Source organism: Streptomyces sp. NPDC054794 (assembly GCF_053611585.1).
Genome location: NZ_JBSHAQ010000006.1, coordinates 1,342 through 16,057, shown reverse-complemented (window position 1 = coordinate 16,057; position 14,716 = coordinate 1,342). Strand labels below are relative to the sequence as shown.

The window sequence follows — 14,716 nt, the reverse complement described above, 5'->3', positions numbered from 1 at the left end:
CCGCGGCGGCCTCCGCCCTCAGACGTATTGCCGCTGTGGCGGGCGCCGTGGGGCTGGGTGCCCCGCCCCGCCACCAAAAGGGGTGAACGGTCGTAACTTTCCCGTGCGGGTCGCGTTCCGTCGCGCTAGGAGATCAACCGCGCACGGATCGTCACATCCGGACCGAAGGGATCACGCCACCGTCAACTCCCGTCGGGCGGCCCGCCGACGGGCCGCGACCTCGGGGTCGAGGGCGGGTACGGCGGCGAGGAGCCGACGGGTGTACGGGTCCCGCGGGGAGTCGTACACCTCGTCGGCGGGTCCGGACTCGACGATCCGGCCCCGCCGCATCACCGCGACCCGGTCGCTGACCTGACGTACGACGGCGAGGTCGTGCGCGACGAAGACGAGCGCGAGTCCGAGTTCGCGCTGCAGTTCGCCGAGCAGGGCGACGACCTGGGCCTGGGTGGTGACGTCCAGCGCGGAGACGGGCTCGTCGCAGACGATGACGCGCGGGTCGGCCGCGAGCGCCCGCGCGATGCCCACGCGCTGGCGCTGTCCGCCGCTGAACTCGTGCGGGTAGCGGTCGTAGTGCGCCCCTTCGAGCCCCACGCGCTCCAGCAGTGCCCGTACGCGCTCCCGGATGCGCTCCTCGGCCCCTTCCCCTCCCACTTCCCCTCGCGCTTCCCCCCGCGCGCGCAGCGGGTCGGCGATGGACTCGCCCACGCTGCGGCGCGGGTTGAGGGAGGAGACGGGGTCCTGGAAGACCATCTGCACGGCCGGGTTCACACCGGTGTGCGCGCTGCCCTCGTAGCTGATCCTCCCCGCCGTCGGCTCCAGCAGTCCGACGAGCATGCGTCCCAGGGTGGTCTTGCCGCTGCCGCTCTCGCCCACGATGCCGAGGGTCTCGCCCCGGCGGATCGTCAGCGACACGTCGTCCACGGCCACGACCTGCTGCTTGCCGCGGCCGAACGCGCGGCCGAGGCCCTTCGCCTCCAGGACGACCTCGTCGGTCGCCCGTGACGCTCCGCGCGGCGCGTCCACGCGCGGGACGGCGCCGAGCAGTTCGCGGGTGTACGCCTGCGTGGGCGCCCCGAGGACCGTGCCGACCGGGCCGTGTTCGACGGTCCTGCCGTGCCGCATGACGAGCACCTCGTCGACGCTCTCGGCGGCGACACCCACGTCGTGCGTGACGAGCAGCAGACCCATGCCGGTCTCCGCGCGCAGCGTGTGCAGCAGGTCGAGGATCTGGGCCTGGACGGTCACGTCCAGGGCCGTGGTCGGCTCGTCGGCGATCAGCAGGTCCGGTTCGCAGGCCAGCGCCATGGCGATCAGCGCGCGCTGGCGCATGCCCCCGCTGAACTCGTGCGGGCGGGAACGGAACCGCCGCCGGGCGTCCGGAATTCCCACCCGGTCGAGCACCTCCACGGCACGCGCGCGTGCCGCCCGGCGTGACACGCGCGCGTGCACGCGGTGCACCTCGGCGATCTGGTCGCCGATGGCGTAGTACGGGTCGAGCGACGACAGCGGGTCCTGGAAGACCATGGCGGCCTTCCCACCGCGCAGCCGCCGCAGCTCCTCGTCGGAGGCCCGCTGCACATCGGTGCCGGCGACGTGGACCGAGCCGCCGATCCGGGCGCCCGTGCCGTGGTGCAGGCCCAGCAGCGCCCCGGCGACGGTCGACTTGCCGGAGCCGGACTCGCCCACCAGGGCGAGGGCGGCACCCCGTTCCAGGCGGAACGACAGCCCGTCCACGGCCCGCAGGGACCCGAACTCCACGGTCAGGTCCGTGACGTCCACCAGGCTCATGCGAGCACCACCCGTCGGTCGGCCACCGCGTACAGCACGTCCGCGACGGCGTTGGCGAGGACCACGAAGAAGCCGATGACCAGGACCATGCCGACGACCACCGGAAGGTCGACGACCTTCACCGCGTGCACCAGTTCCTGGCCGAGGCCGGGGAGGCCGAAGAGCGTCTCGGTCAGGACGGCGCCGCCGACGGCCGAGCCGACGTTGTTGGCGTTCAGCGCGATGACCGGTGCCAGGGCGCCGCGCAGGGCGTGCCGGCGGATGATCGCCCGCTCGCCGACCCCGTAGGCCCGGAAGGTCCTGATGTGGTCCTCGGCGAGGGTCTCCAGCATCGACGCCCTGGTGAGACGGGCGAACGCGGCCGCCTCGATGAGGGCGAGCGAGAACCACGGCAGGAGCAGGTTCCACGCCCACTGTTCGGGGTCGTCGGTGAAGGGGACGTACTGCGGGAAGGGCAGCAGTTGGAGCTCGCCGCAGACGACGATCATCAGGAGGAGGCCGATGACGAAGACGGGCGTGGCCGTGCCGGCGAGCGTGACGGCGGTCAGCACCCGCTCGGAGATCCGGCCGCGCCGCCACGCGGACAGCACGCCGGTGCCGACGCCGAGCACGAGCCAGAGCACCATCGCGCCCAGCACGAGCGAGAGGCTGACCGGGAGCTTCGTCAGGATGATGTCCAGGACCTGCTGGTCGCTCTGGTAGGACAGGCCCAGGCAGGGGGCCGCGCAGTGCTCCAGCGAGGTTCCGGTGGAGTAGTCCCGGCCGACGAGGATGCCCACCAGGAAGTGCCAGTACCGCAGGTAGAGCGGGTCGTCGAGCCGCAGTTGCTCGGTGACCTGGCGCACCTGTTCCGGCGAGCAGCGCGGACCGCAGGTGATCTGGGCGACGTTGCCTGGGGTGGCGTAGAAGACGACGTAGATGATCACCGAGATGGCGAGCAGGGTGATCACGGTGCCGACGGCGCGCCGCAGGACGAACCCGCCGAAGCCGTTCATGCGTTGCCCTCCTTGTGCGGCTTGTCGCTCTCGCTGTGGGCCGTTTCGCCCGCCTTCGCCTCGCGCCTGCGGCCGGTGCCCACGCGCAGGCGGGAGGCCGCGCGCGGGTCGAGGGCCGTGCGCACTCCGTCGCCGAGGACGGTCAGGGCGAGGACGGTGACGAACAGGGCGCCGGCCGGCAGCAGCAGGTACTGCGGGGCCGCCTGGTACCAGACGTCGGCGGCCGTGAGCATCTGTCCCCAGGACGGCGTCGGCGGCTTCACGCCGACCCCGAGGAAGGACAGGGCGGCCTCCACGGAGATGTTCGACGGCACCAGGAGCGCCGCGTACGTGATGACCGGCGCGGCGAGGCCGGGCAGCAGCTCGCGGCGGGCGATCCGCCACCTGCCCCAGCCGCTCAGCCGGGCGGCGGAGACATAGTCGAGCCCCTTGAGGGTGAGCGTCTGCGCGCGGACGATCTTGGCGATGTTGCCCCAGCCGATCAGGCCGATGACGAAGGTGACGAGGACGGTCCGCGGGAAGCTCTCCGGGACGATCGCGAGGAGCGCCAGCGACATCACCATGAGCGGCATGGCGACGATGATGTCCGTGGCCCGGCTCAGCAGTTGATCGACCCATCGGTTGCCGAGGGCGGCCCCGACGCCGATCGCGACGCCGAGGACGACCTGCAAGGCGGTCGCCGCGAGCGCGACGCCCAGCGATACCCGGGCCCCGTACACGAGCCGGGCGAACAGGTCGCGTCCCGTCTGCGGTTCGACGCCGAGCCAGTGGTCCGCGCCGATGCCGCCGAAGGAGCCGAGGGGCACGCCGCCGCGCGCGGAGTCGATCAGGGAAGGGTGGTAGGTGGTCGGGTCCTGGCCCTCGACGGCGGTGAGCAGCGGCGCGGCGAGCGCGACCAGGACGAGCAGCGCGACGACGGCCGCCGCGACGAGGGCGGAGGGCCGCGCACGCAGCCGCCGCCAGAACCGGGAAGCCCCCGAGGCCCCCGGGACGGGTGTGTCCGTCCCGGGGGTCCGCGAGGCGACGAGTGTCTCGCTCACGGCGCTACTTCACCGAGACCTGCGAGATGTCCAGAACGCCCGTCCAGTCGCTGATCACGATGTTCTTGACGTCCTTGCCGTACAGGCGCTTGTAGACGGGGTGGAACAGCGGCACGGTCAGGGCCTGCTCGCCGATCTTCTTGTCCAGTGCACCCCACCGCTTGGCGGCAGCGTCAAGATCGGTCAACTTGTTGATCGCGTCGATCTCGGCATTGACCGACTTGTCATCGAGCAGGCCGGTGTTGAAGTTCGCGCCGTCCTTGACGATCTGGCGGCCGTCGAAGATGGGGGCGAGGAAGGGACCGCCGGAGGGCCAGTCGGCACCCCAGTGGGCGAGGAAGAAGCCGGGCTCGGTCTTCACGCTGTGGATCTTGTCCCGGTAGTCGTTGTCCTCCAAGCCCTGGAGCCGGACCGTGATGCCGGCCTTCTTCAGGGCGTCCTGGACGGCGGTGGCGATCTCCGGGCTGGTCTCGAAGTTCTTGTCGTTGGAATGCGTGAGCGTGAGGGTGAGCCCCTTGCCGTAACCCGCCTGCTTCAGCAGTTCCTTGGCCTTCTGGGCATTGCCGGTCGCGCCCGCCGGGAAGAGGTCGTACGGCTCGTAGCCGAAGGACTTCTGGTTCGGCAGGTAGGTGGTCGCGGCCTCGGCCAGCGCGGAGCCGCCCGCCGCGTTGATCACGGACGAGCGGTCGATGGCGTACGAGATCGCCTGGCGCACCTTGGCGTTGTCGAACGGCTTGACCGTCGGGTTGAACGCGAGGTAGTTCGTGTAGCCGAAGTGGCCGGTGCCGACGCGCGCGGCCAGTTCCTTGTCGCCGGTCACCTTGGCGAGCTCGGCCGGGCCGAGGTTGGTGTCGGTGGTGACCGCGGCGGCGTCGGCGCCCTGGGACGCGGACAGCCGCTGGTTGATCACGGAGGAGTCGAGCCCGGAGCGCACGTCGATCGTGTCCGGGTAGGCCTTGCGCTCGGCGTCCGTGGCCGCCGACCAGTGCGGGTTGCGCTCCAGGACGAGGTGCTCACCGTCGTTCTCGTTCTTGACGACCTTGTACGGGCCGGACGAGACCGGGTGCTCCTCGTACTTGGTGCCCGTGTCCTTGCCCTTCGGGACGGGCGTGAACTGCGTCTGCGTGGCCAGGTACGGGAACTCGCCCTCGGGCTTGTTCAGGTGGAAGACGAGGGTCCGCTCATCCGGCGTCCCGATCGCCGACAGGCCCTTCTTGTCCTTGTACGGCCCCTGGTAGTCCGCCGCGCCGACCAGCCAGTCCCGCAGGTAGGGGGCGCCGCCGGAGAGTTCGGGGGCGAAGGAGCGCTCGATGCCGTACTTGATGTCGGCGGAGGTGATCGGCGTGCCGTCCTCGTAGGCGAGGCCCTTCTTCAGGGTGTACGTCCACACGGTCGCGTCCTTGTTCGGGCGCCCGGTGTCGGTGGCGAGGTCCGGGACGACCTGGGCGCCGGCCGCGCCGTTCTCGCGGTTGCGGGTGGTGAGCGTGCGGAAGACCAGGGACGGGACGTTGCCGCCGCCGGAGGTGTACAGGCGGGCGGGGTCGAAGTCGGTCTGCGGCTCGGAGTTCAGGACCGTGAGCGTGCCGCCCTTGTGGGGCGCGGAGTCGCCGGCGGAGCCCTTGGCATCGTTGTCCTTCGGCCCGCAGGCGGCGGCGCCCGCTGCCACGACCAGGGCAAGCGAAACGGTGGCCACGCGGGCTCTGTGCACGGACGGTTGACGCATCGGAATGACGACCTCTCGGGGTTCTCTTCGAGGATTTCTCGAATGATGAGACGGATGAACGAAGGGTGAGACGAATGCGGACAGACGTCTGCCCCGGCGCCGGGTCGTCGAAGAACCCGTGACAGCGGCTGCCGGAAATGGGCAGCTGTACGGTCACGGAAGAGGTGAAGGTGAAAGTCGCGACGCGAACGCCAGGGGCGAGCGTCAGCGACAGTAGATGTCGGCCACGCAGAGTGCGGTCACGCCGATGAGCGCCAGCTCGATGGCGGCGCTGTCGGAGTCGGCATGACTAGACCACATGCGCAGAAATATGAACGAACATTCTGCTCATGTCAATGTGATCTCAGAGGCGTCCGTCAACTCCCGGGAAACGGCCAGGGGTTGGGCAGGCAGTGGATTCCGTCGTGGTCGAGGAACTTGGTCTGCTGCTGCATGACCGGGGCCAGCTCGCCGTCCTTGTCGCAGGTGACGTGGCCGTAGCCGAGGCGGTGGCCCACCTCGTGGTTGATGAGCATCTGCCGATAGGCGTGCATCTTGTCGCCGTACGTCTTCGAGCCCTGCGCCCAACGGTACGCGTTGATCATCACGCGCTCGGTGGAGGCCGAGTCGCAGGAGACGTTGCCCTCCGCCGTGTCCAGACCGGACTTGGCGCACCACGTGGCGGTGGTGGCGGGGCTGGCCAGCGTGATCACGAAGTCCGCCTTGCCGGAGGAGACGTGCTCGAAGGTGCGGGCGCCCTTGTGCGCCCAGCTGCGGCCGTCGTTGAGCGTCTTCTGCACGGCGGCGGCGAAGAGCTCGCCGTCGAGACCGAGCCCCTGCTCCACGTCGACGCGGTAGGTGTACTTCTGCCCCTTCCCCGGCGCCTTGTCGAAACCGGGGACCGCGTCGAACTTGCCCGAGCCCTTGAAGGTGGCGCTGAGCGGGTACTTCTTGCTCATCTTCTGGTCGTACGTCAGCGTCGCCACGCTCGGCGCCGCGGACGGGGTCGTCCGGTCCTTGCCGCGCGAGGCGGAGTCGTGGTCGGTGCGGGCCTGGTCGGGGGCCGAACGCGACTGCAGGTCGTTGCCGTCGTGGCCGTCGGCGACCTGTCCGGCCACGATCACGGCGAGCACGGTGGTGACGGCGGCGGCCGCGATGCCGGTGAAGGCCCTGCCCTTGGACCCCTTGGTCTGCGTCGCCGGGCCCGTCGGGGGCGTGTCGTCGTCGTCCGCGGAGGTCTCCGGCGCGAGCGGGTCGCCGACGGGGGCGTACGACTCCTCCCGCAGCGTGCCCGCCTCGGACCGGAGGGTGAAGCGGTCGTCGGAGCGGGGGGTGAAGACGTCGTCCTCGCCGAAGGCGTCGAGGTAGTCCTGCCGGGGCCCGCCCGGCGCCGCCCCCTTGCGCTGCCGCGGCAGGGCCGCACCGGGCCCCGCGGCCGCGCCCTGCGGGGAAGCCCCGGGCACCGCCCCGGCCCGCCCCTTGAACGCACCCCAGCCTCCGCCGGCCTCACGCTGCTCGGGATGCCCGCCGCGGGCCTGGGGGACGCCGCGAGCGGGGGTGCCGTCGGGGAACCGGGGGGTGCCGTGAGCGGGGGTCCCGTCCGGGAGGCGGCGGGTGCCCTGAGGGGGCGTGCCGTCCGGCGGACGGGGGGTGCCGTGGGCAGGGGTGCCGTCGGGGAACCGAGGCACACCGCGAGCCGGAGTGCCGTCCGGGAACCGAGGCACACCGCGAGCCGGAGTGCCGTCCGGGAACCGTGGCACACCGCGAGCCGGAGTGCCGTCCGGCAGACGCGGGACACCCCGGGCGGGCGTGCCGTCGGCAGGACGCGGGCCCCCTTGCGCGGGGGCACCGTTCCGGAAACGCGGCACCCCGCGCGCGGGAGTGCCGTCGGTGAGATGCGGCGTCCCGTGAGCGGGCGTGCCGTCGGCGAAGCGAGGTGTCCCCGGTGCCTGCGTCTGCTGGGGGCCGCGTGCTGCCGCGAACCCCGGAGCCTCGCGACCCTCGTAGGGCTGCCGTTGCCCGGGCAGCTGTGCCGGCCCTTGACCGGCTCCTGGCTCCAGCCCCGGGTGGCCGAGTCGCACGGCCTGCGGCGCGCCCTGGGGAGATCCCTCGGTACCGCGTTTTCCAGGCTCTGCGGTTATGTCCGCGGCGTCACCCTTGGGGGCGGGCCCGCGGCGGCTGTGGCGTCCCACGTCGGTCCCTCAGCTCCCCGCACCCGTGCCGGAGGAGTCGCCCCCGGCAGCCGTACCGCTGCCGGCGGAACCGGAACCGCCGTCGACCACCGAACGCGCACCGCCCTCCGCCACCGGACCGACACCACCCTCCGTCACCGCACCGGCACGACCGGCACCACCGGAGCCGCCGGACATCCCGACGCCGCCGTCATTCACCAAGCCCAACTCCCCGACCTCCGCCAAGAGTTCCCGGAACGCCGCGCTCACCGTCTCCGGGTACTCCATCATCGCGACGTGCCCGGCGTCCGGCAGGGACAGCAGGCGCGCGTCGGGGAAGGAGCGGGCGGCCTTCTGGGCCATGCGGTAGCCGACGAGCTGATCGCGCCCACCGTAGATGAGCAGCGTGGGGGCGAGGACGCGCTCGGCCTGCCGCCACAGCCCGTGCTGCCCGCCCAGCGTGTACGCGTTCACCAGTCCGCGCGAGGACCGCGCCATCGCGTCCCAGAAGTAGGGCAGTTGCAGCCGCCGTTCCAGTTCCTCGACGGCGTGCCGGAACGCCTCGGGCGTCACCTGCCCGGGGTCGCCGTAGCACAGCGCCAGCACGCCCCGGACCCGCTGCTCGGCCGTCCACTCCTTGGTGACGCGGGTGAACAGCGCGGCCACACCGGGCACGGCCAGCAGCGCCGTCGGCACCGCGGTCCGCTGCACCCGCAGCTCCGGCAGCGCGGGCGAGATCAGCGTGAGCGTCCGTACGAGATCGGGGCGGACGGCGGACACGCGGGTGGCCACCGCTCCGCCCAGCGAGTTCCCGAGGAGATGGACCGGACCGTGCCCGGCCGCGTCGAGATAGCGGATCACCGCGCGCGCGTGGCCCGTGATGGAGTAGTCGCCGTCGTCCGGCGGCGGGGAGTCACCGAAGCCCGGCAGGTCGACCGCCTCGCTGTCGACCACGCCGTCGAGCCCGGCCATCAGCGCCGACCAGTTCTGCGAGGAACCGCCGAGCCCGTGGACGTACAACGCGCGCGGCAGACCCTCGCGCGCGGGAGGTCTCGACCGGATCGAGAGCGTCACACCGGGCAGCCGCACGGACCTGAGCCGCTCGCCCTCCGCGACCCTGACGGGCGCCACCCTGGGGAGCACGCTGGCAGGCGGCACGAAAGGCAGCTCGGTCGAAGACATGCGGCAATGTTACGAGACGATCACGCTGTGACTCGTGTGTTCGCCGTCACAGAAACCACCCGAGAAGCCGACGCGATGGCGCAGAAGACCGCATAGCGTCCGCATCACGGGTCTCCTAGGCTCATACAGAGGGCACCCGCAAGTAGCCCCTGCTTCTCCCGGGGACGTTCGTAGAAAGGGAGCCCACCATGGCCTATGACCCCATCGACCCCGACTCGATCCAGGACCTGCAGGTCGACAACGACGTCGAGATCGACGTCGAGGCTCCCGAGGGTGACGCCGCCGAGCAACTGGCGGACATCGTCCCGGAGCGCGACGACCCTCTCACCGGTGTGGATCCGGACCGAGCGAACGAGGCCGACCTCATCGAACAGGCGCGCGTGGTCTCCCTGGACGAGGACGACTACCGCTGACAGTGGAGCGCGGACAGAGAGCGACCAGCCCTGTTCGAGTCCTCTGATACGGCTTTCGCCACCGTCCGGTACGTGAAATTCTGCGCTCGCACCGCGCACATCACGGTTACCGAAAAGTACGATGGCCGCGCGGCGCACACCGCATGTGGACGATTTGGGAGGCGGCGTGACAGCCATCGAGCAGACAGAGGCGGCACGCCCGCGGGGCACACGCCTGCCGCGCCGTGCCCGACGCAACCAGCTGCTGGGCGCCGCCCAGGAAGTCTTCGTGGCGCAGGGCTACCACGCGGCCGCCATGGACGACATCGCCGAGCGCGCCGGCGTCAGCAAGCCGGTGCTCTACCAGCACTTCCCGGGCAAGCTCGACCTCTACCTCGCCCTGCTGGACCAGCACTGCGAGTCCCTGATCCAGGCCGTGCGCAGCGCCCTGGGGTCGACGACCGACAACAAGCAGCGTGTCCGGGCGACGATGGACGCGTACTTCGCGTACGTGGAGGACGACGGCGGCGCCTTCCGCCTGGTCTTCGAGTCGGACCTGACGAACGAGCCCGCCGTGCGCGAGCGCGTCGACAAGGTCACCAACGAGTGCGCCGAGGCGATCTGCGACGTCATCGCCGAGGACACGGGTCTGTCCCGCGCCGAGTCGATGCTGCTGGCCTCGGGCCTCGGCGGCCTCGCCCAGGTGGTCGCGCGCTCCTGGCTGCACAGCGACCGCAGCGTCCCGCGCGAGCAGGCGGTGCAGCTGCTGACCTCGCTGGCCTGGCGCGGCATCGCCGGGTTCCCGCTGCACGGGAACGAACAAATCCACTGACGGCACCGGCCGGGATTGTTCCCTCCCGCTGTTCGCTCCTGGCGTTCTCGCGCGGAGCGTGTACGTCCCCTCACCGGGCTAATGTGTGCTGGTACGGCGCGGAAGGTCGCGCACTTCACTGACCGTCGGAGGGACATAGCCGTGGAGGTCAAGATCGGCGTGCAGCACGCGCCCCGCGAGATCGTTCTGGAGAGCGGTCAGAGCGCGGAGGAGGTCGAGCGCCTCGTGTCCGATGCGCTGGCCGGGAAGTCGCAGCTGCTGAGCCTGGAGGACGAGCGCGGCCGCAAGATCCTGGTCCCTGCGGACCGTCTGGCGTACGTCGAACTCGGCGAACCGGCGGTGCGCAAGGTGGGCTTCAGCGCGCTGTAGTCACAGCTGACGGAAGGGGGCCCGGTGGCACACGCCACCGGGCCCCCTTCTGCGTCGTCGCCGGTCACCCCCGGTCGTCCCGCCGTGCATCGGCACACGTGAACGACCATCACAGCCGGTGCACAAGTCACCCACAGGGGAGGATTGCATTCCGCAGGTCACGGGTATGACGGGCTACGACCGCGAAGCGCGGGCCGGCCGTGTGGGAGGGACCCCCGTCATGATCCTGGAAGCTCTCGGCTCCGCCCTGCTCGGTGTCGCCCTGGCCTGGGTGGCGATGCACCGCCTGTCCCACCGGCTGCCGGCCCGCCCGCTCGTGTTCTGCACGGGCGTCGCCGGAGCCCTGTTCGGTGACTTCATCACCCACAGCGCGCTGGGCCCCGGCACGGGCCTGCTGAGTCTCCTCGGCGCCGCGATCGTCTCCGCGGCCTCGCTGTCCCTGCTGCTGCGCCCGGCCGGGAGACTCCGGCGACGATCAGCGACGGCGTAGCACCTGACCCCGTCCGGCGACTACGCCGCCAGCCCCAGGGCCGCCATCCGCTTGGTGTGCGCCTCGGTGATCCGCGAGAACATCCGGCCGACCTCGGCGAGGTCGAAGCCGTCCGCCACACCGCCGACGAGCATCGTGGACAGCGCGTCCCGGTCGGCGACCACACGCTGGGACTGCGACAGCGCCTCGCCCATCAGACGCCGCGCCCACAGAGCCAGCCGGCCGCCCACGCGCGGGTCCGCGTCGATCGCCGCGCGCACCTTCTCGACGGCGAAGCCGGCGTGCCCGGTGTCGTCGAGGACGGCCAGCACGAGCTCACGCGTGTCGGAGTCGAGGCGGGCCGCGACCTCCCGGTAGAAGTCACTGGCGATCGAGTCGCCGACGTACGCCTTGACCAGGCCCTCCAGCCAGTCCGAGGGCGCCGTCTGCTTGTGGAAGCCGTCGAGGGCCGCGACGAACGGCTCCATCGCCCGGGTCGGCTCCTCGCCGATCTCCGTGAGCCGGTCCCGCAGGCGCTCGAAGTGGTGGAACTCGGCCGACGCCATCTTCGCCAGCTCCGCCTTGTCCGCCAGCGTCGGCGCCAGCTTGGCGTCCTCCGCGAGCCGCTCGAACGCCGCCAGCTCGCCGTAGGCGAGTGCGCCGAGCAGGTCCACGACCGCGGCACGGTACTGCGGGTCGGCGGAGGCCTTCGCCCAGTCCTGGGCGGCGACTGCGGTGGCTTCCGTCGAGGCTTCCTCGGGGGCGTTGGCAGGCTTGTCAGAGCTCGTCATGAAGCGCACAATAGCCCGCCCGCCGCAGGACGGAAGCCCGTGGTCAACCACTGTGACCACGACTACGTGACCAAATCGGCCATCGCGTGTGCGCGATTCCGGGGTATGGTGGTAATGCGCCTGCTGGTACTTGGTCGTACCTCGACAGGCCGCACGTATGAGGATGCCCGGTCGGTGGCCCGATCGGCTCCGACCCGACAGCCCTCCTGGCCGTACGGCACTGTGCGTACGACAACCAGAGGGACCCTCAGCGGTACGAGCGCTAGAGCGTCGGCAGTGGTCCCGCGCCAAACGGCTTGCCCCCCACGGCTCGCCCGTTAGGCAGTCGACGTCCCCAGCACGGTCCTGACACGACCCCCGCGCTCGCCTCGCGCCGCGCCACACAGAAGAGGCAGCACCCTGACTACGACGTTTCGTGAACTCGGAATCCTTCCCGAGACCGCCGAGGCCCTGGAGGCCGTCGGCATCATCACTCCCTTCCCCATCCAGGAGATGACGCTCCCCGTCGCCCTCTCGGGCACCGACGTCATCGGCCAGGCCAAGACCGGCACCGGCAAGACGCTGGGCTTCGGTCTTCCGCTCCTTGAGCGCGTCACCGTCCCCGCCGACGTCGAGGCCGGCCGCGCCGCGCCCGAGGCGCTCACCGACGCCCCGCAGGCCCTCGTCGTCGTCCCGACGCGCGAGCTGTGCACGCAGGTCACCAACGACCTGCTGACCGCGGGCAAGGTGCGCAATGTGCGCGTCGTCGCGATCTACGGCGGCCGGGCCTACGAGCCCCAGGTCGAGGCCCTGAAGAAGGGCGTCGACGTGGTCGTCGGCACCCCGGGCCGGCTCCTGGACCTCGCCGGCCAGAAGAAGCTCGACCTGAAGCACGTCAAGTCCCTGGTCCTCGACGAGGCCGACGAGATGCTCGACCTGGGCTTCCTGCCCGACGTCGAGAAGATCATCAACATGCTTCCGGCCAAGCGGCAGACCATGCTGTTCTCGGCGACCATGCCGGGCGCGGTCATCGGTCTCGCGCGCCGCTACATGTCGCAGCCCACCCACATCCGCGCCACCGCGCCGGACGACGAGGGCGCGACGGTCGCGAACATCAAGCAGTTCGTCTACCGCGCGCACTCCATGGACAAGCCGGAGATGATCGCCCGCATACTGCAGGCCGACGGCCGCGGACTGGCGATGATCTTCTGCCGCACCAAGCGCACGGCCGCCGACATCGCCGAGCAGCTCCAGCGTCGCGGTTTCGCGTCCGGCGCGGTCCACGGCGACCTCGGCCAGGGCGCCCGCGAGCAGGCGCTGCGCGCCTTCCGCAACGGCAAGGTGGACGTCCTCGTCTGCACCGACGTCGCCGCGCGCGGCATCGACGTCGAGGGTGTGACGCACGTCATCAACTACCAGTCCCCCGAGGACGAGAAGACGTACCTGCACCGCATCGGCCGTACGGGCCGCGCGGGCGCCAAGGGTACGGCGATCACCTTCGTCGACTGGGACGACATCCCGCGCTGGCAGCTGATCAACAAGGCGCTGGAGCTGGGCTTCAACGACCCGGTGGAGACGTACTCCACCTCCCCGCACTTCTTCGAGGAGCTGAGCATCCCGGCGGGCACCAAGGGTGTCCTGCCGCGCTCGGAGCGCACCCGCGCCGGCCTCGACGCGGAGGAGCTGGAGGACCTCGGCGAGACCGGTGGCCGCGGTGCGCGCGGTCGCGGTGGCCGGGGCGGACGCGGCGAGGACCGTGCCGCCGAGGCCGAGCGCGAGCGTCCGGCGCGTACGCCGCGTCGTCGCCGTCGTACGCGTGGTGGGGCTCCGGCCGACGCCACGGCCGTCGGCACGCCGGTCGACTCCGCGTCGCCGGGCACCGAGGCCGGCACGGCGGAGGAGCAGGCCGGTACCCGCACCCCGCGTCGCCGTCGCCGTACGCGCGGTGGGGCATCGGGCGAGGCGGTCGCCGCCACCACGGTGAGCGAGTCGACGCGGGCCGCTGAGGCCGCCGTGGAGACGGCGGAGGGTCCGGCCGCGGTCGAGACCCCGGACAAGCCGCGTCGCCGCCGCACCCGCAGGCCCGCGGAGCGGGCGGTGACCCCGGCCGAGAGCACGACCGAGGTTGCCGCGGAGCCCGCCGCGACCGTGGAGACCCCCGAGGTCACCGAGGTCACCGAGGTCGCGGAGGCCAAGCCGCGCCGCCGTACCCGCAAGGCCGCCGAGCCGACCGAGGCCGCCGAGGCCGCGGTCGCCACGGCCGAGGGCACCGAGGACGCCGCCCCGGCGACCAAGCCGCGCCGCACGCGGAAGACGGCGGCCGCCGCCGAGACCGCGGTGGACACGGCGGAGGCCACCGAGGCCAAGCCGCGCCGCACCCGCAAGAAGGCCGCTGTCGCCCCGGAGGCGACCGCGACCACCGTGGAGGCCGTCGAGGCCGCTGAGGTCACCGAAGCCGCCGAGGCCAAGCCCCGACGCCGTACGCGCAAGGCGGCCGAGGCCGCTGTGGACACGGTGACCGCGGTGGACGCCGCGGAGGCCACGGAGACCAAGCCGCGCCGCACGCGCAAGACCGCTGCCGCCGCCGAGGCGGCCGTGGACACGGCCGAGGGCACCGAGGCCAAGCCCCGTCGCACCCGCAAGACCGCGGCGACCGCCGTGGCGACGCCGGAGGCCGCCGAGGCCGAGGCCAAGCCGCGCCGGACCCGTAAGGCGACCGCGGCCGTGGAGTCGGCCGAGGGCGTGGAGGCCGAGCCGGCCAAGCCGCGCCGTACCCGCAAGGCCGCCGCCACCGCCCCCGAGGCGGCCGTCGACGCCGTCGACGGCGCGGAGGCCAAGCCCAAGGCCCGTCGGACGCGCAAGGCCGTCGCCGAAGCGGTGACCGCCGAGATTCCGGCGCAGGCCGACGAGGAGCCGGAGGCCAAGCCGCGGCGCCGTACCCGCAAGGCCACGGCGCCCGCCGCCGAGGCCACCGGCGAGACGGCCGAGGCGACGCCGAGGGTCCGC

Annotated in this window: 13 protein-coding genes; 5 read left to right on the top strand and 8 right to left on the bottom strand. The window is 71.9% G+C overall.

What is annotated here, in order from left to right; genetic code table 11:
* Positions 1–171: 171 nt before the first annotated feature.
* The 7 genes from ACWGKT_RS07790 to ACWGKT_RS07760 all read right to left on the bottom strand — a co-directional run bounded on the left by ACWGKT_RS07790 (position 172) and on the right by ACWGKT_RS07760 (position 8,878).
* On the bottom strand, positions 172–1,788 hold the full coding sequence (locus tag ACWGKT_RS07790) for a dipeptide ABC transporter ATP-binding protein (protein ID WP_453272903.1): 1,617 nt from the start codon (positions 1,786–1,788) through the stop codon (positions 172–174).
* Positions 1,785–2,783, bottom strand: coding sequence for an ABC transporter permease (locus ACWGKT_RS07785; RefSeq protein WP_453272902.1), 999 nt, complete (start codon positions 2,781–2,783; stop codon positions 1,785–1,787). Before ACWGKT_RS07785 ends, ACWGKT_RS07790 begins: the two co-directional genes overlap by 4 nt.
* Positions 2,780–3,823, bottom strand: a complete 1,044-nt coding sequence (locus ACWGKT_RS07780) for an ABC transporter permease (RefSeq protein WP_356148128.1) — start codon at positions 3,821–3,823, stop codon at positions 2,780–2,782. Before ACWGKT_RS07780 ends, ACWGKT_RS07785 begins: the two co-directional genes overlap by 4 nt.
* 4 nt (positions 3,824–3,827) lie before the next feature.
* Entirely contained in the window at positions 3,828–5,546 is a 1,719-nt protein-coding gene (locus ACWGKT_RS07775; protein ID WP_453272901.1) for an ABC transporter substrate-binding protein, read from the bottom strand.
* Between the two features lie 204 nt (positions 5,547–5,750).
* On the bottom strand, positions 5,751–5,846 hold the full coding sequence (locus ACWGKT_RS07770) for an Ms4533A family Cys-rich leader peptide (protein ID WP_356148122.1): 96 nt from the start codon (positions 5,844–5,846) through the stop codon (positions 5,751–5,753).
* Between the two features lie 56 nt (positions 5,847–5,902).
* Positions 5,903–7,213: a DUF3152 domain-containing protein gene (locus tag ACWGKT_RS07765; protein ID WP_453272900.1), complete on the bottom strand. Its 1,311-nt coding sequence runs from the start codon at positions 7,211–7,213 to the stop codon at positions 5,903–5,905.
* 513 nt (positions 7,214–7,726) lie between these two features.
* Positions 7,727–8,878 carry an alpha/beta fold hydrolase gene (locus ACWGKT_RS07760; protein WP_453272899.1) on the bottom strand — a complete coding sequence of 384 codons (1,152 nt, stop codon included), beginning with the start codon at positions 8,876–8,878 and terminating at the stop codon, positions 7,727–7,729.
* Positions 8,879–9,066: 188 nt separating this feature from the next.
* Here ACWGKT_RS07760 and ACWGKT_RS07755 point away from each other — a divergent pair, with 188 nt between their 5' ends.
* The 4 genes from ACWGKT_RS07755 to ACWGKT_RS07740 all read left to right on the top strand — a co-directional run bounded on the left by ACWGKT_RS07755 (position 9,067) and on the right by ACWGKT_RS07740 (position 10,961).
* A complete protein-coding gene (locus ACWGKT_RS07755; RefSeq protein ID WP_453272898.1) occupies positions 9,067–9,291 on the top strand; it encodes a hypothetical protein in 225 nt (74 codons plus the stop codon).
* Between the two features lie 166 nt (positions 9,292–9,457).
* On the top strand, positions 9,458–10,102 hold the full coding sequence (locus tag ACWGKT_RS07750; RefSeq protein ID WP_356148110.1) for a TetR/AcrR family transcriptional regulator: 645 nt from the start codon (positions 9,458–9,460) through the stop codon (positions 10,100–10,102).
* A 141-nt stretch (positions 10,103–10,243) separates the two neighbouring features.
* On the top strand, positions 10,244–10,471 hold the full coding sequence (locus ACWGKT_RS07745) for a DUF3107 domain-containing protein (RefSeq protein ID WP_356148107.1): 228 nt from the start codon (positions 10,244–10,246) through the stop codon (positions 10,469–10,471).
* A 220-nt stretch (positions 10,472–10,691) separates the two neighbouring features.
* Positions 10,692–10,961, top strand: a complete 270-nt coding sequence (locus tag ACWGKT_RS07740; protein WP_356148104.1) for a hypothetical protein — start codon at positions 10,692–10,694, stop codon at positions 10,959–10,961.
* Between the two features lie 20 nt (positions 10,962–10,981).
* Here ACWGKT_RS07740 and ACWGKT_RS07735 read toward each other — a convergent pair whose 3' ends face one another.
* Positions 10,982–11,731, bottom strand: coding sequence for a ferritin-like fold-containing protein (locus ACWGKT_RS07735; RefSeq protein ID WP_356148101.1), 750 nt, complete (start codon positions 11,729–11,731; stop codon positions 10,982–10,984).
* A gap of 492 nt (positions 11,732–12,223) precedes the next feature.
* On the opposite strand from ACWGKT_RS07735, the gene ACWGKT_RS07730 reads away from it, so the two are divergent.
* The coding region (locus tag ACWGKT_RS07730; RefSeq protein ID WP_453272897.1) for a DEAD/DEAH box helicase at positions 12,224–14,716 on the top strand (2,493 nt) is incomplete at its 3' end.